Genomic DNA, 22,396 nt, shown 5'->3' on the forward strand with positions numbered 1-22,396 from the left:
GGCGGCGGCAGAGCCGTCCTAGAGCGGCCTGTGCGGGATCCTCCGCCCCGTGATGACCTTGGCCGCGATCTTGACCAGCCGCGCCATGCCGACGTAGGTCATCGGGTTGAACATCGTCGGCCACGTGGTCCGGATCAGGTGCTCGGTCAGCGGCCGGCCCGCGAACCGGTCGGTGAGCCAGCGCAGCGTCATCGGGGCGGACAGCGGATGCAGGACCAGGTGTTCGTTGAATGCGTCCCGGTGGTAGGTGACCCGGGCGCCACCGGCCGAGTAGGCGTCGGCGAGCGCGTCGATGTCGTGCACGTCGATGAGGTAGTCGTGCACGGCCTGCACGATCAGCACCGGCGGCGTCGGCACCGCCGCGCCCAGCTTGATGCTGTCGAAGACGTGCATGATCTCCGGCGTCGACAGGATGTCTTCCAGCGGCTCGTCGAGGTAGTCGCCCATGTTCTTGCCGGCCATCTTCAGGACCGCTTCCACGGTCGTCATCTTCTCCAGCGATTCGAGCAAGGCGCGCCCCTCGTCGTTGGCGTGCTCCTTGATCATCCGGTCGAGGTCGGGGTAGACGTGCGCCAGCGCCGCCACCACGAGGGCCGGCAGGCCGGCGAGGAAGCCCCCGTTGAGCCTGCGGAACGTGTGGCCGAGGTCGCCGACCGGCGATCCGAGCACCGCCCCGACGATGTCCAGTTCCGGCGCGTAGTCGGCGCACACCTCGGCGGCCCAGGCGCTCGCGAGGCCGCCGCCGGAATAACCCCACAGCCCGACCGGCGCCGACTGCGACAGGTTCAGCCGCTCGGAGCCCAGCGCCGCCCGGATCCCGTCGAGCACGCGGTAGCCGGGCTCATAAGGGGCGCCCCACGACCCGTGGACGCCTTCGTGGTCGGGGACCGAGACGGCCCAGCCCTCGGCGACGGCGGCCGTGACCAGCAGGTATTCGAACTGGCTGAGCGACCCCAGGGCCTTGGCCCGGCGCCGCAGCGCGTAGGACGGGAAGCAGCGCGACGTCATCGCGTCGATCGCGCACTGGTAGGACAGCAGCGGGCAGGTCTGCCCCGGAGCGAGCTTCGCCGGGACGATCACGGTGGTCACCGTCGCCTCGGGCTCGCCGTTCATGTCCATGGTCCGGTAGAGCAGCTGGACGGCGCGTACGGGCTGCGGAACCAGGCCCAGGAACGCCAGCTCGACGTCGCGCGAGCGCAGCACCGTTCCGGGCTCGGCGTGCTGGTAGCCCGGCGGCGGCTGGTAGAACGGGTCGTCCGAGGGCAGCAGCGGGCGCACCTTGCGCCGCAGCTCCTCGTGCGGCGGCCGCGCGATCCACTGCGCGCCCTGCGTTCCCGCAAGATTGCCGAGTTCAACCATTCGCCGGTCCCTTCTTGGCCACCCGGCATTCTCGCGCATGTACTGGGGGTGGCCAAAACGTAATCGCCGCATTGTGAGCTAGTTCTTCCCGCTCAGTTACTGACGCGGCCCGAGCAAAAACCCCCGGTCGCCCGGACGGGGGCGTCTTTCACGGTAACTCAAACCTGGCCCGGCGGCCGGAACGCCGCGAATTCGTCGGTGACCCGCAGCCGCGAGTCGGTGAAGTGGTAGAGCGCCGCCGGGCGCCCGCCGCTCCGGCCGGACTGCGCGATGGTGCCGGTCTGGCTGATTACCCCCCGCCGGGCCAGCACCCTCTGCAGGTTCGTCGCGTCCACCTGGTAGCCCAGCGCGGCGCCGTAGATGTCGCGCAGCGTGGACAGCGCGAATTCCCTTGGCGCCAGGGCGAACCCGATGTTGGTGTACGACATCTTGGCGACCAGCCGGGTCCGGGCGTGCTCCACCATCGTGCCGTGGTCGAACGCCATCGGCGGCAGGGCATTCACCGGGTGCCAGCGGGTGTCCGGCGGCAGCTCGGGGATGGCGGGGGAGGGCACCAGGCCCAGGAATGTCGACGCGATCACCCTGGCACCCGGCACCCGCTGTGGGTCGGAAAACACAGCCAGCTGCTCCAAGTGAGCCAGCTCTCGCAGGTCGACCTTCTCGGCCAGTTGGCGGCGAACCGAGGTGGTCATGTCCTCGTCGCTGCGCAGCCGGCCGCCCGGCAGCGACCAGGCGCCCTGCTGCGGATCCTTGGCGCGTTGCCATAACAGCACGTTCAGCTGCGGTTTCTCTCTGCGCGGGCTCGCCGTTACCTGGCGAACCTGAAACACCACCGCAAGCACCTCGTGTTCAGTGCTAGTATGGCCCATGTTTTCGATTGTAAGTCGAAAACCTCCCGGCGCGAAAGGAGCCGCCATGACGGTCTTGACTCGCATGGACACGCTCGATGACAACGGGGCCGACCTGACCGGCCGCATCACCAACACGCCCACCGGCTACACCGGTCTCGACGGCGACGCACTGTGGGCGGCCGAGGTTCGGCGGCTGGCGAAGCTGCGCGGCGCCACCTTGCTGGCGCACAACTACCAGCTGCCGGCCATCCAGGACGTCGCCGACCACGTCGGCGACTCGCTGGCGCTGTCGCGGATCGCCGCCGAGGCGCCCGAGGACACCATCGTGTTCTGCGGCGTGCACTTCATGGCCGAGACCGCCAAGATCCTCAGCCCCGACAAGACCGTGCTCATCCCGGACCAGCGGGCCGGCTGCTCGCTGGCCGATTCCATCACCGCCGACGAACTTCGCGCCTGGCGCGACGAGCACCCCGGCGCCGTCGTCGTCTCCTACGTCAACACCACGGCCGCCGTGAAGGCGCTCACCGACATCTGCTGCACCTCGTCCAACGCGGTCGAGGTGGTCGAGTCCATCGACCCCGACCGCGAGGTGCTGTTCTGCCCGGACCAATTCCTCGGCGCCCACGTGCGCCGGGTGACGGGCCGGGAGAACCTGCACGTGTGGGCCGGCGAATGCCATGTGCACGCCGGCATCAACGGCGACGAGCTGTCCGCGCAGGCGCGGGCCAATCCGGACGCCGAACTGTATGTCCATCCCGAATGTGGTTGCGCGACTTCGGCGTTGTACCTCGCCGGCGAGGGCGCCTTCCCGGCCGAGCGGGTGAAGATCTTGTCCACCGGCGGCATGCTCGACGCCGCGCACCAGACCCGCGCCCGCAAGGTGCTGGTCGCCACCGAGGTCGGCATGCTGCACCAATTACGCAGGGCCGCACCGAAAGTCGACTTTCAGGCGGTCAACGACCGGGCAGCCTGCAAGTACATGAAGATGATCACCCCGGCGGCCCTGTTGCGCTGCCTGGTGGAGGGCGCCGACGAGGTGCACGTCGACCCGGAGATCGCGGCCGCGGGCCGGCGCAGCGTGCAGCGCATGATCGCAATCGGCCAGCCGGGCGGCGGCGAATGATGGCCCGTCCCACCTGGACGCACACCGCCGACGTCGTCGTCGTCGGCACCGGCGTCGCGGGGCTGGCCGCCGCGCTGGCCGCGCATCGCGCCGGGCGCAGCGTCGTGGTGCTGAGCAAGGCCGATCAGGCGAAGGGGGGGACCGCGACCCACTATGCGCAGGGCGGCATCGCGGTGGTGCTGCCGGACAACGACGACTCCGTCGAGGCGCACGTCGCCGATACCCTGGCCGCCGGCGCGGGCCTGTGCGATCCCGACTCGGTGTACTCCATTGTCGCCGAGGGTTACCGGGCGGTGTCCGAATTGGTCGGTGACGGGGCGCGATTCGACGAAGTGGTCCCCGGTCGCTGGGACGTGACGCGCGAGGGTGGCCACTCCCGGCGGCGGATCGTGCACGCCGGGGGCGACGCCACCGGCGCCGAGGTGCAGCGGGCGCTCGACCGCGCCGCGGCCAGGCTGGACATCCGCCCCGGCCATGTGGCCCTGCGGGTGCTGCACAACGACGACGCCGTCACCGGGGTCCTGCTGGGCAGCGTGGACGGCTACGGAATCATCAACGCGCCGTCGGTGATCCTGGCCTCCGGCGGGCTCGGGCACCTCTACGGCGCGACCACGAATCCCGACGGCTCCACCGGCGACGGCATCGCGCTGGCGCTGTGGGCCGGCGTGCCGGTCAGCGACCTCGAGTTCATCCAGTTCCACCCGACGATGCTGTTTGGCGGCAAGAGTGGCGGCCGGCGCCCGCTGGTCACCGAGGCCATCCGCGGCGAGGGCGCCATTCTGCTTGACAGCCGAGGCAATTCGGTCACGGCCGGCGTTCACCCGATGGGCGATCTGGCCCCGCGCGACGTCGTCGCGGCGGCCATCGACGCGCGCCTGCGGGAGACCGGCGACCCGTGCGTCTACCTCGACGCGCGCGGCATCGCGGGCTTCGAGGCCCGGTTCCCCACCGTCACCGCCGCGTGCCGCGCCGCCGGCATCGACCCCGTCCGCCAGCCCATCCCGGTGGTTCCGGGGGCGCACTACAGCTGCGGCGGCATCGTCACCGACGTGTTCGGCCAGACCGAACTGCCGGGGCTGTACGCCGCGGGCGAGGTGGCCCGCACCGGAATGCACGGCGCCAACCGGTTGGCCTCCAACAGCCTGCTGGAGGGCTTGGTGGTCGGCGGTCGCGCCGGACGGGCCGCGGCCGCGCACGCGGCGACGGCCGGCCGCGTCACAGCGGCGGCCCCCGAGCCCGTCGCCCACACCGCCCTGGAGCGAGGCGACCTGCACCGGGCGATGGGCCGGCACGCCTCGGTGGTGCGCGACGCCGCCGGGCTGAACCGCTTGTGCGACGAGCTGTCCGGCGCGCCGGTCCGGGACGTGGCCGGCCGCCGCGACTTCGAGGACGTCGCGTTGACGCTCACCGCCCGGGCGGTGTCCGCCGGGGCCTTGGCGCGCAATGAAAGTCGCGGATGCCACCACCGCGCCGAGTACCCTGACGCCGCACCGGAACAGGCCCGCAGCAGCGTGCTCCGGCTGGCCGACGACGGAAACTCCGTGCTGGTGGAGGCGTTGGCGGCGGTGTGCTGACGATGTTCTCCGACTGCGAACTCGACGCCGCCCGCGACGCCATTCGGCAGGCCCTGCGCGAGGATCTGCGTTACGGTCCCGACGTCACCACGCTGGCCACGGTGCCCGCCGCGGCGGTGGCCACCGCGTCGATGGTGCCCCGCGAGCCGGGGGTGATCGCCGGGCTGGACGTGGCGCTGCTGGTCCTCGACGAGGTGCTCGGCACCGGCGGCTACCAGGTGCTCGATCGCGTCGAGGACGGCGCCCGGCTGGGCCCGGGTGAGTCGGCACTGACGGTGCGAGCGGACACGCGGGGCATGCTGACCGCGGAGCGGACCGCGCTGAACCTGTTGTGCCACCTGTCGGGGATCGCCACCGCGACCGCGGCCTGGGTCGACGCGGTGCACGGCACCAACGCGAAGATCCGCGATACCCGCAAGACCCTGCCGGGCCTGCGCGTGCTGCAGAAGTACGCGGTGCGCGTCGGCGGGGGCGTCAACCACCGAATGGGTCTAGGGGACGCGGCGCTGATCAAGGACAACCACGTCGCGGCCGCGGGCTCGGTGGTCGAGGCGCTGCGCGCGGTGCGCGAGGCGGCCCCCGACCTGCCGTGCGAGGTGGAGGTGGACTCGCTCGAGCAGCTGGACGAGGTGCTGGCGGAAAAGCCCGAGCTGATCCTGCTGGACAACTTCCCGGTGTGGCAGACGCAGATCGCCGTGCAGCGCCGCGACACCCGGGCGCCCGCCGTGCTGCTCGAGTCGTCGGGCGGGCTCAGCCTGGAGAACGCGGCGACCTACGCCGCCACCGGTGTCGATTACCTGGCCGTCGGGGCGCTGACGCATTCGGTGCGCGCGCTCGACATCGGCCTGGACATGTAAAGAGTCCGCGTCAGCCGCCAAAGTGCAGCTACCGACAGCTTTACTCGAGAAACGCGTAGCCAGTTGCACTCTCGCGCCGATATTGGCATCAGCCGCGCAGCAGCGTGCGCGCCGCGGGCTTGGCGGCCTCCAGCGCGCCCGCATCACCGGAGATCCGCGACAGGATCAGCGCGCCCTCGATCAGTGAGATCACCGCGATCCCCACGCGGTGCGCCTCCGCGGCGGGCCGGCCGTCGGAGCGCAGCCGCTCCTCGACCGCCGCGCACCACCCGTTGAAGGCGCGTGCGGACGCCTCGCGCACCAGCGGACTCGCGTTGACCGATTCGGTGGCGATCGGCTCGATCGGGCAGCCGTCGCGCTGATCGCCGGCCAACCCGGCGATCAGCAGGTCCACCCAGCGGTCGACGATGTCGGCCACCGGCCGGCCCGTCGCCAGGAAGCGGCGCAGCAGTTGCTCGATGCCGGTGCCCTCGGCGTCGACGACCGCGGCGGCCAGCTGTTGCTTGCCCCGCGGGAAGTGGTGATACAGCGAACCGGGTTTGACGCCGGCCTCCTCGAGGATCTGGTTGAGGCCGGTCGCGGCGTAGCCCTGCCGGCGGAACAGGGTGGCGGCTTTGTCGATCAGCGCCGCGCGGCTGCGATCTGGTCGGGGCACGCTATTGACTTTACTTGAATGACCACTCAAGAATGCTGAGATGAGGCAGTTGACCTACGAAGAGACCGGGCGATACGCGTGGCGCGACGTGCCCGAGCCGCAACTCAGCGCGCCCGAGCAGGCGTTGGTCCGGCCGTTGACGGTGGCATGCTGCGACCTCGACGTCGCGGTGTGCCACGGGCGGCTGCCGTTTCCGCCGCCGTACGCGGTGGGCCACGAGGGATTGGCCGAGGTCGTCGCCGTCGGCGACGCCGTCACGGGCGTCCGGGCCGGCGACCGCGTCGTCGTGCCGTTCCAGATCAGCTGCGGAACCTGCCGCGAATGTCGCCGCGGCGTGACCGGATCCTGCGGCTCGGTGCCGCTGATGGCGGCCTACGGAATGGCCCCGATCGTCGGCCTCGACGGCGGGGGCTTCATGTCGGAACTGGTGCTGGTGCCCTACGCGGACGCGATGCTGGTCCCGCTTCCCGACGGCGTGGACCCCGTCTCGATCGCGTCGCTGTCGGACAACATTCCCGACGGCTGGCGGGCCGTCGGCCCGTTCACCGCGGAGTTGGACGGCCTCGATCCCGTCGATCGCCGCGTCCTGGTGCTCGGGCGGCTGTCGATCGGGTTGTACGCGGCCGCCATCGCGGCGGCGCTGGGGGCGCGCGTCGACTACGTCGACACCGATCCGCAGCGGCTGGCCGCCGCCGAAAAGGTCGGCGCGGTGGTGCACGACGTCGACAAACCCGACAAGTCGTGGGGCGCGTACCCGGTCACCGTGCACACCACCAGCGACGCGGCGCTGCTCGCGGCCACCCTGCGCGCGACCTGGCCGGATGGCGTGTGCACCGACACCGGGATCTACCCCGAATACAACGTCGAGATGCCGTTGCTGCCGATGTACAGCCGCGGCGTGCGGTTCGTCACCGGGCGGGTCAGCGCGCGCACGGTCATCCCGCGGGTGCTCGAGCTGCTCGCCGGCGGCCTGGACCTCTCGCCGGCCGTCGACCGCGTGGTCGCCTGGGAGGACGCCCCGTCGGCGTGGCCGGCGATGACCGGCAAGACCGTCTTCACCAGGGCGTAGGCCTATCGGGTGGGTATCCAGGGCATTGAGTGTGTGGGTGGGGCGCGAAAATCGCCGAAATCGCGCCCTGAGCGCACGCGGAAAGCCGTCAGCGCACACTCAACGGCGGCGGCCTCAATTCAGGCGATGTCGGCGACGAAAACGCCAACCCGGCTCAGCTGCATGCGCGCCATTCGCGGCAGGTTTTGCGCGTCGGGGCCGTCGTAGCCGGCGGGGAGGATCCGCGGGTTGGTCACGTGCACCTGGCGGCGGGCGAAGCGCACGTCCGCTTGGCCCGCCGCCAGCACGTTCTTCACCCAGTCGGTCTTGCCGTGGGCCAAGGCGATCGCCAGCACGTTTCCCTTGCGGTAGGCCGTGATGATCGTCTCGTACGGCTTCCCGGACTTGCGACCGCGATGCTCGATGGTCCCGGTTCCGGGCAGAAAACGCGCGATCGGCTTGAGCACATTGTTGAGGTATTTCACCTGAAAGTTCTCGAACCAGACCGGAAAGACCATCGGCACACCCGGGGCGTTGTTGGGGTGATCCTTTTTGGACACGACGGCTCCTTGAGTGATCTCTGCGGGCCTTGGCCGGTCTTCCCCGGCCTTTCACCGGCACTGTACCGGTCGGGTGCCTGCTTGAGCCGTTCCGGGAGAGTGTGTGGCACCCGGCCGCCGCGTGCGCGACCGGGGCTCATGACCCCTGTACCGCAATAAGCCAAGCCGCACAAGGGATTTCGTTTGCGGCCGACGGCGCCGCGGGCGTACGGTTTGCGCATGACCATCGCGTGCGAGCACATGAATGACGGCGTTATCCCGGCCAAGTACCGACTGCTCGTGGCCATGGCCGCCGCGCGTCCCGACGGTGTCAGCGCGTGGGCCGCCGCCGCTCGAGCGGCCGGCGCCTCGAACGCGGAGATCGCCGAGGCGGTCGAGATCCGACGATCCGTTGGCGCCGCCAGTCTGCCCGTGGCGGCCGCCGAAACCTCGCGACCGCGGACACTGCGGGGTTATCTGGCCCTGTGCGTGGCCGCCATGATGGTCGGCGCGGCCCTGCTGATGCAGACCGCTGCACCGGGCCGGGCCGACGTGTGCGGCGACGTCGGCGGGGCGCAGGCGCCGGGGGGTGGCTGCGCCCCGCCCGGCGCGCCCGCCGCGGACCCGCCGCCGCAGGCCGGCCTTTCCAAACCGCCGTGGCTGTCAACGATCGAGCGGCGCGATCCGCAGTTCGCCGACTCCTACCTGGCGATGCGGGAGCGCATCCTGAAGGACGGCGCGATCCCCGCCAAGTACAAGCTGCTCATCGGTATGGTCACCGACGCCATCGCGGCGCACCCGGATGGTGTCAGGATGCTGGCCGACAACGCCAGGGCGGCGGGCGCGAGCGAACCCGAGGTCACCGAGGCGGTCGAGGTGGGATACCTATACGGGGGCACCGCAGCACTGGTCACGGGAAGCAACGCGTTCGGCGGCTGAACGCCGACCCGCCCGGTCCGAACCCCCGAGAGCAAATGCGGTTGCTCCCATCGGGGACAATGGAGAACGTGACCCCCACCCAAGCGTCGCCGATCGCCCGCATCGACCTGCGCGGCACGGAGCTGACGGCCGCCCGGCTGCGGGCCGCGCTGCCCCGCGGCGGCGCCGACGTGGAGAGCGTGCTGCCGACAGTGCGCCCGATCGTGCAGGCCGTCGCCGAGCGCGGGGCCGAGGCGGCGCTGGAGTACGGGGCGTCGTTCGACGGCGTACGGCCGCGGGCGGTGCGGGTGCCCGACGCGGCGCTCGACAAGGCGCTGGCCGAGCTCGACGCCGACGTGGCCGAGGCGCTGCAGGTGATGATCGAACGCGCCCGCGCCGTGCACGCCGATCAGCGGCGCGCCGACGTCACCACCACCCTGGGTCCGGGCGCGACGGTCACCGAGCGCTGGGTCCCCGTCGAGCGCGTCGGCCTGTACGTGCCCGGCGGCAACGCGGTGTACCCGTCGAGCGTGGTGATGAACGTGGTGCCGGCGCAGGCCGCCGGCGTCGGCTCGCTGGTGGTGGCCAGCCCGCCGCAGGACCGCTTTGCCGGGCTGCCCCACCCGACGATCCTGGCGGCGGCCCGGCTGCTGGGCGTCGACGAGGTCTGGGCCGTCGGCGGCGCGCAGGCCGTCGCGCTGCTGGCCTACGGCGGCACCGACACCGACGGTCGAGAGCTCGCGCCGGTCGACATGATCACCGGGCCCGGCAACATCTACGTCACCGCCGCCAAGCGGCTGTGCCGCTCGCGGGTGGGCATCGACGCCGAGGCCGGGCCGACGGAGATCGCCATCCTGGCCGACCACACCGCCGACCCCGCGCACGTGGCCGCCGACCTGATCAGCCAGGCCGAGCACGACGAGCTGGCCGGCAGCGTGCTGGTGACCCCCAGCGAGCGACTGGCCGCGGCCACCGAGGCCGAGCTGGCCGCCCAGCTGCGGACGACGGTGCACCGCGAACGGGTGACGACCGCGCTCGGCGGACCCCAGTCGGCGATCATCCTGGTCGACGACCTCGACGCCGGCGTCACCGTCGTCAACGCCTACGCCGCCGAACACCTGGAGATCCAGACCGCCGACGCCCCGCGGGTCGCCGGCCGAATCCGTTCGGCCGGGGCGATTTTCGTCGGCCCCTACGCGCCGGTGAGCCTCGGCGACTACTGCGCCGGCTCCAACCATGTGCTGCCGACCGGCGGCTCCGCCCGCCACTCCAGCGGCCTGTCGGTGCAGACGTTCCTGCGCGGCATCCACGTCGTCGACTACACCGAGGCGGCCCTCAAGGACGTCTCCGGGCACGTGGTCACGCTGGCCAAGGCCGAGGACCTGCCCGCGCACGGCGAGGCGGTACGCCGGAGGTTCGAGCGATGAGCGCAGAGCGCCCGACGCTGGACGAGCTGCCGCTGCGCGACGACCTGCGCGGCAAATCCCCTTACGGCGCACCGCAACTGGCGGTCCCGGTCCGGCTGAACACCAACGAGAACCCGCACCCGCCGACCCGGGCCCTGGTCGACGACGTCGTGCGGTCGGTGCGCGAGGCCGCCGTCGACCTGCACCGGTATCCCGACCGCGACGCCGTCGACCTGCGCCGCGACCTGGCCGCCTACCTCACCGCGCAGACCGGCGTCCCGCTGGCCACCGAAAACGTCTGGGCCGCCAACGGTTCCAACGAGATCCTGCAGCAGCTGTTGCAGGCGTTCGGCGGGCCGGGCCGCACCGCGATCGGCTTCGTCCCGTCCTACTCGATGCACCCGATCATCGCCGACGGCACCCGCACCGAATGGCTCGAAGCCGCGCGCGCCGACGACTTCGGCCTCGACGTGGACGCGGCGGTCGCCGCCGTCACCGAACGCAGGCCCGACGTCGTTTTCATCGCCAGCCCCAACAACCCGTCGGGACAAAGCGTTTCGCTGCCGGATTTGCGGCGGCTGCTCGACGTGGTGCCGGGCATCCTGATCGTCGACGAGGCCTACGGTGAATTCTCCGCGCGGCCCAGCGCGGTCGCGCTCGTCGAGGAGTATCCCACCAAGCTCGTCGTCACCCGCACCATGAGCAAGGCGTTCGCGTTCGCCGGCGGGCGGCTCGGCTACCTGATCGCCACGCCGGCGATGATCGACGCGATGCTGCTGGTGCGGCTGCCCTATCACCTGTCGTCGGTCACCCAGGCCGCCGCCCGGGCCGCGCTGCGGCACGCCGACGACACCCTGGGCAGCGTCGCCACCCTGATCGCCGAACGCGAACGCGTGTCAAAGGCGTTGATCGGCATGGGCTTCCGGGTGATCCCTAGCGACGCCAACTTCGTGCTGTTCGGTGAGTTCGCCGACGCGCCGGCCACCTGGCAGCGCTACCTGGAAGCCGGCATCCTGATCCGTGACGTCGGGATCCCCGGCTATCTGCGCGCCACCACGGGGCTGGCCGAGGAGAACGATGCGTTCCTGCGGGCCAGCGCCCAGATCGCGGCCACCGACTTGGCCCGAGCCACCCCAGTAGGAGCCCAGTGACCACTCGCGAAGCGCGGCGGGCGCGTATCGAGCGCCGCACCAAGGAATCCGACATCGTCATCGAACTCGACCTCGACGGCACCGGCCAGGTCGACGTCGACACCGGTGTGCCGTTCTACGATCACATGCTGACGGCGCTGGGCAGCCACGCGAGCTTCGACCTGAGCGTGCGCACCAAGGGCGACGTCGAGATCGAGGGCCACCACACCATCGAGGACACCGCCATCGCGCTGGGCCAGGCGCTCGGCCAGGCGCTGGGCGACAAGAAGGGCATCCGCCGCTTCGGGGACGCCTACATCCCGATGGACGAGACGCTGGCCCACGCCGCGGTCGACGTGTCCGGGCGGCCCTACTGCGTGCACACGGGGGAGCCGGATCACCTGCAGCACACCACGATCGCCGGCGGCTCGGTGCCGTATCACACCGTCGTCAACCGGCACGTGTTCGAGACGCTGGCCGCCAACGCCCGCATCGCGCTGCACGTGCGGGTGCTGTACGGCCGCGACCCGCACCACATCACCGAGGCCGAATACAAGGCGGTGGCCCGCGCGCTGCGCCAGGCCGTCGAACCCGATCCCCGGGTGTCGGGCGTGCCGTCCACCAAAGGTGTTCTGTGACAAGGAAATCGGTTGTGGTGCTCGACTACGGCTCGGGCAACCTGCGGTCGGCGCAACGCGCGCTGCAGCGGGTGGGCGCGTCGGTCGAGGTAACCGCCGACGCGGGCGACGCCGCCGCCGCCGACGGGCTCGTGGTGCCGGGCGTCGGCGCCTTCGAGGCGTGCATGACGGGCCTGCGGAACATCGCCGGGGAGCGGATCATCGCCGAGCGGGTGGCCGCGGGGCGCCCGGTGCTGGGGGTGTGCGTCGGGATGCAGATCCTGTTCGCCCGCGGCGTGGAATTCGGGGTGGAGACGAAGGGTTGTGGGCAGTGGCCGGGGGCCGTCACCCGGCTGGACGCGCCGGTGATCCCGCACATGGGCTGGAACGTGGTGACTGCCGGGCCGGGCAGCGTGCTGTTCCGGGGGCTGGACGCCGGCGCCCGGTTCTACTTCGTGCATTCGTACGCCGCGCAGCGCTGGGAGGGCGCTGCCGAGGCAGTCCTGACGTGGGCGACCCACGAGGTGCCGTTCCTGGCGGCCGTCGAGGACGGGCCGTTGTCGGCCACCCAGTTCCACCCGGAAAAGAGCGGCGACGCCGGTGCGGCCGTGCTGAGCAATTGGGTCGAGGGACTGTGAACGACTTCGCGAGAGTGCAACCGGCGACGCAAAAGCCGAGAACAGGCGTCGCCGGCGGCACTTTCGGCGCGCGGGAGGGGCTGTGTTGATTCTGTTACCGGCGGTCGACGTGGTCGACGGCCGCGCCGTGCGCCTGGTGCAGGGCAAGGCCGGCAGCGAAACCGAGTACGGCTCGGCGCTGGACGCCGCGCTGGGTTGGCAGCGCGACGGGGCCGAGTGGATCCACCTGGTGGACCTGGACGCCGCGTTCGGGCGCGGCTCCAACCGCGAGCTGCTCGCCGAGGTGGTGGGCAAGCTCGACGTGCAGGTGGAGCTGTCGGGCGGGATCCGCGACGACGACTCTTTGGCCGCGGCGCTGGCCACCGGCTGCGCGCGGGTCAACCTGGGCACCGCGGCGCTGGAGAACCCGCAATGGTGCGCGCGGGCCATCGACGAGCACGGCGACAAGGTCGCCGTCGGGCTCGACGTCCAGATCGTTGACGGCCGGCACCGGCTGCGCGGGCGCGGCTGGGAGACCGACGGCGGTGACCTGTGGGAGGTGCTGGAACGCCTTGACGGCCAGGGGTGTTCGCGCTTCGTGGTCACCGACGTCACCAAGGACGGCACGCTCGGCGGCCCCAATCTCGACCTGCTGGCCGCGGTCGCCGACCGCACCGAGGCGCCGGTGATCGCGTCGGGCGGCGTGTCCAGCCTGGACGACCTGCGCGCGATCGCCACCCTCACCGGCCGCGGCGTCGAGGGCGCCATCGTGGGCAAGGCGCTCTACGCCGGGCGGTTCACCCTGCCGCAGGCCCTGGCCGCGGTGAGGTCGTAGCCGGGTGGACCTGAACGCGCTCGTGTCCGTGGCATCGAAGATCCTCGATGCCGCCGTGCCACGGTTCCTGGATGGCCACCGCGCCGACTCCGCGGTTGCCAAGAAGGGCAACGACTTTGCCACCGAGATCGACCTCGCGATCGAGCGCCAGGTCGTCACCGCTCTGCAAGCCACCACCGGGATCGGCGTACACGGCGAGGAGTTCGGCGGCACCGACGTCGACTCACCGTGGGTGTGGGTGCTGGACCCGGTGGACGGCACGTTCAACTACGCCGCCGGCTCGCCGATGGCCGCGATCCTGCTGGCCCTGCTGCACGACGGAGATCCGGTGGCCGGCCTGACCTGGCTGCCGTTCATCGACGAGCGCTACACGGCCGTCGCGGGAGGCCCTCTGGTGAAAAACGGTGCGCCGCAGCCGCAGCTGGAAACCACGGAGCTGGGGGAGAGCCTGCTGGCGGTCGGGACCTTCAGCGCCGACTCGCGGGGCCGGTTCCCCGGGCGCTACCGGATCGCGCTGCTGGAGAACCTCAGCCGGGTGTCGTCGCGGTTGCGCATGCACGGCTCGACCGGGATCGACCTGGTCTACGTCGCCGACGGAATCGTGGGTGCCGCAATCAGTTTCGGCGGTCACGTGTGGGATCACGCCGCTGGTGTGGCGCAGGTGCGGTCCGCCGGGGGGATCGTCACCGACCTGGCCGGCAAGCCGTGGACCCCCGCGTCGGACTCGGTGCTGGCCGCCGCACCCGGTGCGCACGGCGAGATCCTGGACATCCTGAGCGCGGTTGGCGATCCGGGGGACTACTGAGATGTACTCGGGTACCGGCCTTGCCGTGCGCGTGATCCCGTGCCTGGACGTCGACGCCGGGCGCGTGGTCAAGGGCGTCAACTTCGAAAACCTGCGCGACGCGGGGGATCCCGTGGAACTGGCGGCGGCCTACGACGCCGAGGGCGCCGACGAGCTCACCTTCCTGGACGTGACCGCGTCCTCGTCGGGCAGGGCGACGATGCTGGAGGTGGTGCGCCGCACCGCCGAGCAGGTGTTCATACCGCTCACGGTGGGCGGCGGGGTGCGCACCGTCGCCGACGTCGACACGCTGCTGCGCGCCGGGGCCGACAAGGTGTCGGTCAACACCGCCGCGATCGACCGCCCCGACCTGTTGGCCGAAATGGCAACGCAATTCGGGTCGCAGTGCATCGTGCTGTCCGTCGACGCCCGCACGGTTCCCGCCGGGTCCGCGCCGACGCCCTCGGGCTGGGAGGTCACCACCCATGGCGGGCGGCGTGGCACCGGCATCGACGCCGTGGAGTGGGCGGCGCGCGGCGCCGAGCTCGGGGTCGGCGAGATCCTGCTCAACTCGATGGACGCCGACGGCACCAAGGCGGGCTTCGACCTGCCGATGCTGCGCGCGGTCCGCGCGGCGGTCACCGTTCCGGTGATCGCCAGCGGGGGCGCCGGGGCGGTCGAACACTTCGCGCCCGCCGTCGCCGCCGGGGCGGATGCGGTGTTGGCGGCCAGCGTCTTTCACTTCCGCGAGTTGACGATCGGGCAGGTGAAGGCGGCCATGGCCGCGGAGAGGATCACGGTCCGATGACGCTCGACCCGGCGATCGCCGCGCGTTTGAAGCGCAACGCCGACGGGCTCATCGCCGCCGTCGTGCAGGAGCGCGGCAGCGGCGACGTGTTGATGGTCGCGTGGATGGACGACGACGCGCTGGCCCGCACGCTGGAAACCCGTGAGGGCACGTACTTTTCGCGGTCCCGCGGCGAGCAGTGGGTCAAGGGCGCGACATCCGGCCACACCCAGCGCGTGCACTCGGTGCGGCTGGACTGCGACGGCGACACCGTGCTGCTCACGGTCGACCAGGTCGGCGCCGCCTGCCACACCGGCGATCACAGCTGCTTCGATGCCGACCTGCTGCTCGGGCCCGAAGGTTAGCCCGGCGCGACGTCCAATCCCTGGGCCGCGGCGATGGCCGCGCGGGCCCACTCGTGCCGGAAAACGGCCGGTGAGATGCGGTCACGGCGGATCGCCTCGAGATCGATGGCCTTGCCGGTGATCACCGCGTTGGGCACCCGGAAGGAGTACGCCGGCCCCTCGGTCGCGACGGCCAGGATGGCGTCGCTGTCGGTGAAATGGTTGGCCGCCATGGTGTCCTCGGCCCACTTGAACGGCTTGAGGCCACCGAAGTTCGGGACGTATACCACCCACAGCCGGGTGCCGCGCCCGTTGTACAGCCCGGTGAGCACCCGGTTCACCGCGTCGTATTCGAGGGGGCCGAGCACTCCGACCCGGTCGGTGATCTGACCGGACAGCTTGATCCCCGGTGTGGGCGCGGGCGCGACGGGACTGCCGGGCGCGGCCGATTGAGCCGGGGCGGTGGCGTTGTGGTGCTGGTGGTTTCGGGCGCCGAGGGCGCGGACGCCGAAGTAGGCGCCCACGGCGACCACCGCGACGGCGACCAGCGCCCCGATCACGATCGCCGGTCGCCGGGAGCCGGCGCGCGCCTCGGGCGGGGGCGGCGGTGACGGGCTGCGGGGCGCGGCGATGACTTCGGTCGGTGCCGGGATGACCGTCGTGGGACCCGCCGGCACCTCGGATGCGGACGTGTTGAGCTGGCTGCCGAGCGCCGCGGCGAAATCGGCGCACGTCGGGTAGCGATCCCCGGGTTTCTTCGCCAGGGCCTTGGCGAGGGCGCCGTCGAGGTCGGCCAGTTCGGGTCGGCGTTCGCTGATGTTCGGTGGCGGCGTGGACAGGTGCTGGGTGATGACCACCGCGGGGTTGGAGTGGCGGAACGGCGCCGACCCGGTCAGCAGGTCGAACGCGGTGCAGCCGAGGGCGTATTGGTCGGCCCGGCCGTCCAGGTCCGCGCCCTGCAGTTGCTCGGGCGCGCAGTACGCGGTGGTGCCCACCAGCATGTTGGTCGCCGTCAGCCCGCTGATGTCGCCCAGCTCGCGGGCGATGCCGAAATCGGCGAGCAGGATCCGTCGCCGCGGGCTGGCGTCGGTGAGCAGGATGTTGGCCGGCTTGACGTCGCGATGCAGCAGCCCCCGCTCGTGGGCGTAGTCGAGCGCGTCGGCGACGGCCGAAATGATCTCGACCACATCGGCTTTCGGCATCCCCGACGGGTACTTCGTGCGCAGCAGTTTCGCCGCGTCGGTCCCCTCGACGTAGTCCATCGAGATCCACAGTTGCCCGTCGCATTCGCCGCGGTCGTGGATGCCGACGATGTGCTCGTTGTACAGGCTCGCGGCCAGGTCGGCCTCGCGGTTGAAGCGTTGGCGGAATTCGTCGTTGGCGGTCAGCGCGCGCGGCAGGATCTTCAGGGCGTCGCGGCGGGGCAGCCGCGGGTGCTGCGCCAGATACACCTGGCCCATGCCGCCGGACCCGAGCCGACGGATGATCGTGTACCCGGCGAACACCTGTCCCTCGGTCAGGCCGTCGCTTTCTGGCATGTGAGCATGTTACTGAGGGCCGAGGCCCGAAATGGCAGAAAGGACCTGCCGTGGTCTACGGACCCACGCTGTACCGACCGCCATTGCCCCTGGCCGAATACGTCGAATTCTTCGGGCGTTGGCGACACCGCGGGTCCAGCTGCCGAAGACGGCGTGGCTGGTCGAGGGATTGTTGCAGTACCTCGACGCACCGGCCGTCGGCACCCTGTTCGCGCGCGTCGACGCGCTGTCGGCTCCGGGGGATGTGCTGTTGTACAACGTGATCGGCCAGACGTTGCTGCAGGCGCCATTTCTGCAGTCCACCCGGCAATTCATCCGGCGGCTCGGCGCGCCCTGGACGTTCGGCACCGACGCGCCGGCCGCCCTCGTCGAGCGGCACGGCTGGAGCGCCGTCGTCACCGACGTGGCCGAACCCGGCAGCCGGTGGCACCGATGGGAGCACCCGGTGGTTCCGCTGGACGTGCCCGGCATGCCGCGCGGCTATTTCGTGGTGGCGACCAAATCTTCGTGACGGACTGAAGATGGCCTGACTCCACGGTCGCCCGTCGCGCACCGGGACGCGTATTCGGTGAGAATGGCGAGCGATGTTGAAGCGGCTGCCGTCCTGGAACACAGTGGTGCCGCTGATTGCCGTCGTCGTGCTGATGGCCACCTGGGACGAGCAGCTGGGACCGGCCCTGGTCGCGCTGCAGGCCGTGCTGTTGATCGGCGCCGTGCTGGCCGCCGTCGAGCACGCGGAGGTGGTCGCGGCCCGGGTCGGGGAGCCGTTCGGGTCCCTGGTGCTCGCGGGTGCGGTGACGATCATCGAGGTGGCCCTCATCGTCGAGCTGATGGCGTCCGGCGGCAACGAGGCGGCCACCCTGGCCCGCGACACCGCGTTCGCCGCCTTCATGATCACGACGAACGGGATCGCCGGCCTGTCGCTGTCGTGGGGCTCCCGCCGATACGGGGTGACGTTGTTCAACGCCGAGGGCAGCGGGGCCGCGCTGGCCACGCTCACCACGCTGGCGACGCTGAGCCTCGCGTTGCCCGCGTTCACCATCAGCCATCCGGGTAAGGAGTTCTCGCCCGGGCAGCTCATCTTCGCCGCGGCCGCCTCGCTGCTGCTGTACCTGCTGTTCGTCTTCACCCAGACCGTCCGGCATCGCGACTTCTTCCTGCCCGTCGCGCAGCGGGGCCAGAAAAGGATTTTCGAGGAGGACGAGAACCACGCCGATCCGCCCAGCGCCCGGACGGCGCTGATCAGCCTGCTGTTGTTGCTGGTTGCGCTGGTCGCGGTGGTGGGTCTGGCCGAGCAGGAGTCGCCGGCCGTCGAGCGTCTGGTGACCGCCGCCGGATTTCCCCAGACGTTCGTCGGGGTGGTGATCGCGATGCTGGTGCTGCTCCCCGAGACGCTCGCGGCCGTGCGTGCGGCGCGGCGGGGCCGCATCCAGACCAGCCTGAACCTGGCCTACGGCTCGGCGATGGCCAGCATCGGGCTGACGATCCCGGCCATCGCGCTGGCGAGCATCTGGTTGAAGGGACCGCTGGTGCTCGGTCTGGCGCCCACCCAGCTGGTGCTGTTGGCGCTCACGGTGGTGATCAGCATGCTCACCGTGGTGCCCGGCCGGGCCACGCGGCTGCAGGGTGAGGTGCACCTGGTGCTGCTTGCCGCCTACGTGTTCCTGGCGGTCATCCCCTGACGGGCTAGGCCGACGACCGGGCGCGCAGGGTCTGCAGCGCCTTGTCGGCGTGGGTGTCCATGCTGAATTCGCTGGCGATCACGTCGAGCACCCTGCGATCGGTGTCGATGACGAAGGTGGTGCGCTTGACCGGCATCAGCTTGCCCAGCAGGCCGCGCTTGACACCGAACTGCGCGGCGACGGTGCCCTCGGTGTCCGACAGCAGCGGGTAGTCGAACTTGCGCAGGTCGGCGAATTTGGCCTGCTTCTCGACGGGGTCGGCGCTGATGCCGACCCGGTTGGCCCCGACGGCGGCGAATTCCGCGGCGAGGTCGCGGAAGTGGCAGGCCTCCTTGGTGCAGCCCGGCGTCATCGCGGCGGGGTAGAAGAACAGCACCACGGGCCCGTCGGCGAGCAGGGCGCTGAGCTTGCGGGGCGTACCCGTCTGGTCGGGGAGCTCGAAGTCGGCCACGGTGTCACCAGGTTTCATGGGCCGAGCGTAACCCCACTGCGAATCCGGCCGCAGATAAGCGCAGCCAGGTTACGCTCGCGAGCCGCCCTACCCCATCTGGGAGGATGGGTCGGTGCACGCCCACCTCGCCGCCACCACGTCACGGGAGGAGTTCCGCCACCTCGCCGTGGAGCACCGTGTGGTCCCGGTGACCCGCAAGGTCTTGGCGGACAGCGAGACTCCGCTGTCGGCCTACCGCAAGCTCGCCGCGAACCGGCCCGGCACGTTCCTGCTCGAGTCGGCCGAGAACGGCCGATCCTGGTCGCGCTGGTCGTTCGTCGGGGCGGGCGCGCCGTCGGCGCTGACCGTCCGCGACGGCGAGGCGGTGTGGCTGGGGGCCGTGCCGCGGGACGCGCCGACGGGCGGGGACCCGCTGCGCGCGCTGCGGGACACCCTCGAGCTGCTGGCCACCGCCGCCCCCAGTTCGTTCAAGCCCGGTCTTCCGCCGCTGTCGGGCGGCATGGTCGGGTTCTTCGCCTACGACCTGGTGCGGCGCCTGGAACGGTTGCCCGAGCTGGCGGTCGACGACCTGCGGCTGCCCGACATGCTGCTGCTGCTGGCCACGGACCTGGCGGCCGTCGACCACCACGAGGGCACCATCACCCTGATCGCCAACGCCGTGAACTGGAACGGCACCGACGAACGCGTCGACGAGGCCTACGACGACGCGATCGCCCGGCTGGACGTGATGACCGCGGCGCTGGGCCAGCCGCTGCCGTCGACGGTGGCCACGTTCGCGCGGCCCGAGCCGCGGTATCGGTCGCAGCGCACCGTCGAGGAGTACGGCAAGATCGTCGACTACCTGGTCGAGCAGATCGCCGCCGGCGAGGCGTTTCAGGTGGTGCCCTCGCAGCGCTTCGAGATGGACACCGACGTCGATCCCATCGACGTGTACCGGATGCTGCGGGCGACCAACCCGAGCCCCTACATGTACCTGCTGCATGTGCCGAACGGCGCTGGGGCAACGGACTTTTCGATCGTGGGTTCCAGCCCGGAGGCGCTGGTCACCGTCGCCGACGGCTGGGCGAAGACACATCCGATCGCCGGCACCCGGTGGCGCGGGCACACCGACGAGGAGGATCAGCTGCTGGAAAAGGAGCTGCTGGCCGACGAGAAGGAACGCGCCGAGCACCTGATGCTGGTCGACCTGGGCCGCAACGACCTCGGGCGGGTCTGCACACCGGGCACGGTGCGCGTCGACGATTACAGCCACATCGAGCGCTACAGCCACGTCATGCACCTGGTGTCGACGGTGACCGGGCTGCTCGGCGAGGGCCGGACCGCGCTGGACGCGGTGACGGCCTGCTTCCCGGCCGGCACGCTGTCGGGCGCGCCCAAGGTGCGGGCCATGGAGCTGATCGAGGAGGTGGAGAAGACGCGTCGCGGTCTGTACGGCGGCGTGGTCGGCTACCTCGACTTCGCCGGCAACGCCGACTTCGCGATCGCCATCCGCACCGCGCTGATGCGCGACGGCACGGCCTACGTTCAGGCCGGCGGCGGGGTGGTGGCCGATTCCAACGGCCCCTACGAATACACCGAGGCCTCCAACAAGGCGCGGGCGGTGCTCAGCGCGATCGCCGCCGCCGAGACGCTGACGGCGCCGCCACCGGGCCGCAATGGGTGATTCGCGCCCGGCTCGGGCGGGCCGGGTCACGATCGTCGTCGCCCAACTGCTGCTGGTGGTGGCCGCGGGGGCCCTGTGGGTCGCGTCGCGGCTGCCCTGGGTGGTGATCCGCTCTTTCGACGGGCTGGGCCAGCCGAAGCAGGTGGCGCTGTCGGGCGCCGCCTGGTCGACGGCGCTGCTGCCGTTGGCGCTGCTCATGCTGGCCACCGCCGTCGCGGCGCTCGCCGTGCGCGGCTGGCCGCTGCGGGTGCTGGCGGGGCTGTTGGCGGTGGCCAGCCTGGCGGTCGGCTATCTGGGCGTCAGCCTGTGGGCGCTTGCGGACGTGGCGGTGCGCGGTGCCGAGCTGGCGCACATCCCGGTGATGTTCCTGGTGGGCAGCGAGCGGCGCTACTGGGGGGCCGGGATCGCGGTGGCCGCGGCCGTGTGCACGCTGACCGCGGCCGTTCTGTTGATGCGGTCGGCCTCCAAGGCCCGGGGCAGCGCAACGAAATACGCCGCACCGGCGGCCCGCCGATCGAATGCGCGGCGCGATGACTCCGGCCGGGCGATGCCGGAGGGCGGTGAAAAGCCGGACATGTCGGACATGTCGGAGCGGATGATCTGGGATGCGCTTGACGAGGGACGTGACCCGACCGATCGGGCCCGCGAGTCCGACACCGAGGGTCGGTGACGGGCCGCGCGGTGACGGTCGCTACCCTTCTTTCACGTCATCGAAATCGGCTAAGTAATCGTGGCGACAGTGTGATGGCAGTGAGAAGGGAACGACAGGCATGAGTCCGGCATCCGTGCTCGACTCCATCCTCGAGGGAGTCCGGGCCGACGTTGCCGCGCGTGAAGCCGTTGTCAGCCTGAGCGAAATCAAGGCGGCCGCCGCCGCGGCGCCCCCGCCGCTGGACGTGATGGCCGCCCTACGCGAGCCGGGCATCGGCGTCATCGCCGAGGTCAAGCGCGCCAGCCCGTCGGCGGGTTCACTGGCGCCCATTGCCGATCCGGCGAAGCTGGCCCGGGCCTACGAAGACGGCGGCGCCCGCATCATCAGCGTGCTGACCGAGGAGCGCCGCTTCCGCGGCTCGCTCGACGACCTGGACGCGGTGCGGGCCGCGGTGTCAATTCCGGTGCTGCGCAAGGACTTTGTGGTGCAGCCCTACCAGATCCACGAGGCGCGCGCGCACGGCGCCGACATGCTGTTGCTCATCGTTGCCGCGCTGGAACAGTCGGCGTTGGTCTCGATGCTGGACCGCACCGAATCGCTCGGCATGACGGCGCTGGTCGAAGTGCACACCGAGGAGGAAGCCGACCGGGCGCTCAAGGCAGGCGCCAACGTGATCGGCGTCAACGCCCGCGACCTCGCGACGCTGGAAGTGGACCGGGACTGCTTCGCCCGCATCGCGCCGGGGCTGCCCAGCAAGGTGATCCGGATCGCCGAATCCGGCGTGCGCGGCACCGGGGACCTGCTGGCCTACGCCGGCGCCGGCGCAGACGCGGTTCTGGTCGGCGAGGGTCTGGTCAAAAGCGGTGACCCCCGCGCGGCGGTCGCCGACCTGGTCACCGCGGGCACCCATCCGTCCTGCCCCAAACCGTCTCGCTAGCCGCCGATGAGCTGTCCCCGCGTCGAGAA

At 71.2% G+C, this 22,396-nt stretch carries 23 protein-coding genes and 1 pseudogene; 18 read left to right on the plus strand and 6 right to left on the minus strand.

Annotated elements, in window-relative coordinates; genetic code table 11:
• Positions 1-18: 18 nt before the first annotated feature.
• On the minus strand, positions 19-1,359 hold the full coding sequence (locus tag A5705_RS00115) for a lipase family protein (RefSeq protein ID WP_067878362.1): 1,341 nt from the start codon (positions 1,357-1,359) through the stop codon (positions 19-21).
• Positions 1,360-1,517: 158 nt separating this feature from the next.
• Positions 1,518-2,228 (minus strand): NUDIX domain-containing protein, encoded by a 711-nt coding sequence (locus tag A5705_RS00120; protein WP_067878365.1) that lies wholly within the window; start codon positions 2,226-2,228, stop codon positions 1,518-1,520.
• Between the two features lie 46 nt (positions 2,229-2,274).
• On the opposite strand from A5705_RS00120, the gene nadA reads away from it, so the two are divergent.
• Genes nadA through nadC form a run of 3 tightly spaced genes read left to right on the plus strand, consistent with a single transcriptional unit; the run spans position 2,275 to position 5,764 of the window.
• On the plus strand, positions 2,275-3,333 hold the full coding sequence (gene nadA / locus A5705_RS00125) for a quinolinate synthase NadA (RefSeq protein WP_067878367.1): 1,059 nt from the start codon (positions 2,275-2,277) through the stop codon (positions 3,331-3,333).
• Positions 3,333-4,907 carry an L-aspartate oxidase gene (locus tag A5705_RS00130; RefSeq protein WP_369803330.1) on the plus strand — a complete coding sequence of 525 codons (1,575 nt, stop codon included), beginning with the start codon at positions 3,333-3,335 and terminating at the stop codon, positions 4,905-4,907. The genes nadA and A5705_RS00130 overlap by 1 nt, the downstream gene beginning before the upstream one ends.
• A 2-nt stretch (positions 4,908-4,909) precedes the next feature.
• On the plus strand, positions 4,910-5,764 hold the full coding sequence (gene nadC, locus A5705_RS00135) for a carboxylating nicotinate-nucleotide diphosphorylase (RefSeq protein ID WP_197516966.1): 855 nt from the start codon (positions 4,910-4,912) through the stop codon (positions 5,762-5,764).
• Between the two features lie 88 nt (positions 5,765-5,852).
• Here the strand turns inward: nadC and A5705_RS00140 are convergent, their stop codons facing one another.
• Positions 5,853-6,419 (minus strand): TetR/AcrR family transcriptional regulator, encoded by a 567-nt coding sequence (locus tag A5705_RS00140; RefSeq protein WP_067878373.1) that lies wholly within the window; start codon positions 6,417-6,419, stop codon positions 5,853-5,855.
• 40 nt (positions 6,420-6,459) lie between these two features.
• Between A5705_RS00140 and A5705_RS00145 the strand changes: the two genes are divergently transcribed.
• Positions 6,460-7,488, plus strand: coding sequence for a zinc-binding dehydrogenase (locus tag A5705_RS00145; RefSeq protein WP_067878376.1), 1,029 nt, complete (start codon positions 6,460-6,462; stop codon positions 7,486-7,488).
• Between the two features lie 119 nt (positions 7,489-7,607).
• On the opposite strand, the gene A5705_RS00150 is transcribed toward A5705_RS00145, so the two are convergent.
• Complete coding sequence (locus A5705_RS00150; RefSeq protein ID WP_067878379.1) at positions 7,608-8,027, minus strand: nitroreductase family deazaflavin-dependent oxidoreductase; 420 nt, start codon at positions 8,025-8,027, stop codon at positions 7,608-7,610.
• Between the two features lie 219 nt (positions 8,028-8,246).
• Between A5705_RS00150 and A5705_RS26800 the strand changes: the two genes are divergently transcribed.
• The 9 genes from A5705_RS26800 to hisI all read left to right on the plus strand — a co-directional run bounded on the left by A5705_RS26800 (position 8,247) and on the right by hisI (position 15,465).
• Positions 8,247-8,945 (plus strand): carboxymuconolactone decarboxylase family protein, encoded by a 699-nt coding sequence (locus A5705_RS26800; RefSeq protein ID WP_082956198.1) that lies wholly within the window; start codon positions 8,247-8,249, stop codon positions 8,943-8,945.
• A 59-nt stretch (positions 8,946-9,004) separates the two neighbouring features.
• Positions 9,005-10,351, plus strand: coding sequence for a histidinol dehydrogenase (gene hisD / locus A5705_RS00160; RefSeq protein WP_068274395.1), 1,347 nt, complete (start codon positions 9,005-9,007; stop codon positions 10,349-10,351).
• The gene (locus A5705_RS00165) at positions 10,348-11,481 is read left to right on the plus strand and encodes a histidinol-phosphate transaminase (RefSeq protein WP_068274398.1); all 1,134 of its coding nucleotides are present in this window, start codon (positions 10,348-10,350) and stop codon (positions 11,479-11,481) included. The genes hisD and A5705_RS00165 overlap by 4 nt, the downstream gene beginning before the upstream one ends.
• Positions 11,478-12,098, plus strand: coding sequence for an imidazoleglycerol-phosphate dehydratase HisB (gene hisB, locus A5705_RS00170; RefSeq protein ID WP_067878388.1), 621 nt, complete (start codon positions 11,478-11,480; stop codon positions 12,096-12,098). The genes A5705_RS00165 and hisB overlap by 4 nt, the downstream gene beginning before the upstream one ends.
• Entirely contained in the window at positions 12,095-12,715 is a 621-nt protein-coding gene (hisH, locus tag A5705_RS00175; RefSeq protein ID WP_068274401.1) for an imidazole glycerol phosphate synthase subunit HisH, read from the plus strand. Before hisB ends, hisH begins: the two co-directional genes overlap by 4 nt.
• 82 nt (positions 12,716-12,797) lie before the next feature.
• A complete protein-coding gene (gene priA / locus A5705_RS00180; RefSeq protein WP_067878395.1) occupies positions 12,798-13,529 on the plus strand; it encodes a bifunctional 1-(5-phosphoribosyl)-5-((5-phosphoribosylamino)methylideneamino)imidazole-4-carboxamide isomerase/phosphoribosylanthranilate isomerase PriA in 732 nt (243 codons plus the stop codon).
• A 4-nt stretch (positions 13,530-13,533) separates the two neighbouring features.
• Positions 13,534-14,334: an inositol monophosphatase gene (locus tag A5705_RS00185; RefSeq protein WP_067878398.1), complete on the plus strand. Its 801-nt coding sequence runs from the start codon at positions 13,534-13,536 to the stop codon at positions 14,332-14,334.
• A 1-nt stretch (position 14,335) separates the two neighbouring features.
• Positions 14,336-15,121, plus strand: coding sequence for an imidazole glycerol phosphate synthase subunit HisF (gene hisF, locus A5705_RS00190; protein ID WP_068274404.1), 786 nt, complete (start codon positions 14,336-14,338; stop codon positions 15,119-15,121).
• Positions 15,118-15,465 carry a phosphoribosyl-AMP cyclohydrolase gene (gene hisI / locus A5705_RS00195; protein ID WP_067878404.1) on the plus strand — a complete coding sequence of 116 codons (348 nt, stop codon included), beginning with the start codon at positions 15,118-15,120 and terminating at the stop codon, positions 15,463-15,465. The genes hisF and hisI overlap by 4 nt, the downstream gene beginning before the upstream one ends.
• On the opposite strand, the gene A5705_RS00200 is transcribed toward hisI, so the two are convergent.
• Positions 15,462-16,982, minus strand: a complete 1,521-nt coding sequence (locus A5705_RS00200; protein WP_068274405.1) for a serine/threonine-protein kinase — start codon at positions 16,980-16,982, stop codon at positions 15,462-15,464. The two genes, hisI and A5705_RS00200, sit on opposite strands and share 4 nt — an antisense overlap.
• A 154-nt stretch (positions 16,983-17,136) precedes the next feature.
• On the opposite strand from A5705_RS00200, the pseudogene A5705_RS00205 reads away from it, so the two are divergent.
• Positions 17,137-17,493, plus strand: a pseudogene (locus A5705_RS00205) (SAM-dependent methyltransferase); the annotation flags it as partial.
• Between the two features lie 73 nt (positions 17,494-17,566).
• On the plus strand, positions 17,567-18,664 hold the full coding sequence (locus A5705_RS00210; RefSeq protein ID WP_067878414.1) for a calcium:proton antiporter: 1,098 nt from the start codon (positions 17,567-17,569) through the stop codon (positions 18,662-18,664).
• Positions 18,665-18,668: 4 nt separating this feature from the next.
• Here A5705_RS00210 and A5705_RS00215 read toward each other — a convergent pair whose 3' ends face one another.
• On the minus strand, positions 18,669-19,133 hold the full coding sequence (locus tag A5705_RS00215) for a peroxiredoxin (protein ID WP_067878418.1): 465 nt from the start codon (positions 19,131-19,133) through the stop codon (positions 18,669-18,671).
• 94 nt (positions 19,134-19,227) lie between these two features.
• On the opposite strand from A5705_RS00215, the gene A5705_RS00220 reads away from it, so the two are divergent.
• The 3 genes from A5705_RS00220 (at position 19,228) to trpC (ending at position 22,367) form a co-directional block, all read left to right on the plus strand.
• Positions 19,228-20,778, plus strand: a complete 1,551-nt coding sequence (locus A5705_RS00220; RefSeq protein WP_068274407.1) for an anthranilate synthase component I — start codon at positions 19,228-19,230, stop codon at positions 20,776-20,778.
• On the plus strand, positions 20,771-21,448 hold the full coding sequence (locus tag A5705_RS00225) for a TIGR02234 family membrane protein (RefSeq protein WP_068274409.1): 678 nt from the start codon (positions 20,771-20,773) through the stop codon (positions 21,446-21,448). The genes A5705_RS00220 and A5705_RS00225 overlap by 8 nt, the downstream gene beginning before the upstream one ends.
• A gap of 100 nt (positions 21,449-21,548) precedes the next feature.
• Positions 21,549-22,367: an indole-3-glycerol phosphate synthase TrpC gene (gene trpC / locus A5705_RS00230; RefSeq protein ID WP_067878427.1), complete on the plus strand. Its 819-nt coding sequence runs from the start codon at positions 21,549-21,551 to the stop codon at positions 22,365-22,367.
• The last annotated feature ends 29 nt before the right edge of the window (positions 22,368-22,396 follow it).

It is taken from the genome of Mycobacterium sp. E787, from assembly GCF_001668725.1.
In the GTDB taxonomy this organism is placed as follows: domain Bacteria; phylum Actinomycetota; class Actinomycetes; order Mycobacteriales; family Mycobacteriaceae; genus Mycobacterium.

What these genes read in the sequence shown, in the direction of transcription:
- A5705_RS00165 (WP_068274398.1), top strand. Translation starts at nt 10,348, where the DNA reads ATGAGCGCAGAGCGCCCGACGCTGGACGAGCTGCCGCTGCGCGACGAC.
- A5705_RS00215 (WP_067878418.1), bottom strand. Translation starts at nt 19,133, where the DNA reads ATGAAACCTGGTGACACCGTGGCCGACTTCGAGCTCCCCGACCAGACG.
- A5705_RS00145 (WP_067878376.1), top strand. Translation starts at nt 6,460, where the DNA reads ATGAGGCAGTTGACCTACGAAGAGACCGGGCGATACGCGTGGCGCGAC.
- A5705_RS00200 (WP_068274405.1), bottom strand. Translation starts at nt 16,982, where the DNA reads ATGCCAGAAAGCGACGGCCTGACCGAGGGACAGGTGTTCGCCGGGTAC.
- nadA (WP_067878367.1), top strand. Translation starts at nt 2,275, where the DNA reads ATGACGGTCTTGACTCGCATGGACACGCTCGATGACAACGGGGCCGAC.
- A5705_RS00210 (WP_067878414.1), top strand. Translation starts at nt 17,567, where the DNA reads ATGTTGAAGCGGCTGCCGTCCTGGAACACAGTGGTGCCGCTGATTGCC.
- hisF (WP_068274404.1), top strand. Translation starts at nt 14,336, where the DNA reads ATGTACTCGGGTACCGGCCTTGCCGTGCGCGTGATCCCGTGCCTGGAC.
- hisD (WP_068274395.1), top strand. Translation starts at nt 9,005, where the DNA reads ATGGAGAACGTGACCCCCACCCAAGCGTCGCCGATCGCCCGCATCGAC.
- hisI (WP_067878404.1), top strand. Translation starts at nt 15,118, where the DNA reads ATGACGCTCGACCCGGCGATCGCCGCGCGTTTGAAGCGCAACGCCGAC.
- trpC (WP_067878427.1), top strand. Translation starts at nt 21,549, where the DNA reads ATGAGTCCGGCATCCGTGCTCGACTCCATCCTCGAGGGAGTCCGGGCC.
- A5705_RS00130 (WP_369803330.1), top strand. Translation starts at nt 3,333, where the DNA reads ATGGCCCGTCCCACCTGGACGCACACCGCCGACGTCGTCGTCGTCGGC.
- A5705_RS00225 (WP_068274409.1), top strand. Translation starts at nt 20,771, where the DNA reads ATGGGTGATTCGCGCCCGGCTCGGGCGGGCCGGGTCACGATCGTCGTC.
- A5705_RS00120 (WP_067878365.1), bottom strand. Translation starts at nt 2,228, where the DNA reads ATGGGCCATACTAGCACTGAACACGAGGTGCTTGCGGTGGTGTTTCAG.
- A5705_RS00115 (WP_067878362.1), bottom strand. Translation starts at nt 1,359, where the DNA reads ATGGTTGAACTCGGCAATCTTGCGGGAACGCAGGGCGCGCAGTGGATC.
- nadC (WP_197516966.1), top strand. Translation starts at nt 4,910, where the DNA reads ATGTTCTCCGACTGCGAACTCGACGCCGCCCGCGACGCCATTCGGCAG.
- A5705_RS26800 (WP_082956198.1), top strand. Translation starts at nt 8,247, where the DNA reads ATGACCATCGCGTGCGAGCACATGAATGACGGCGTTATCCCGGCCAAG.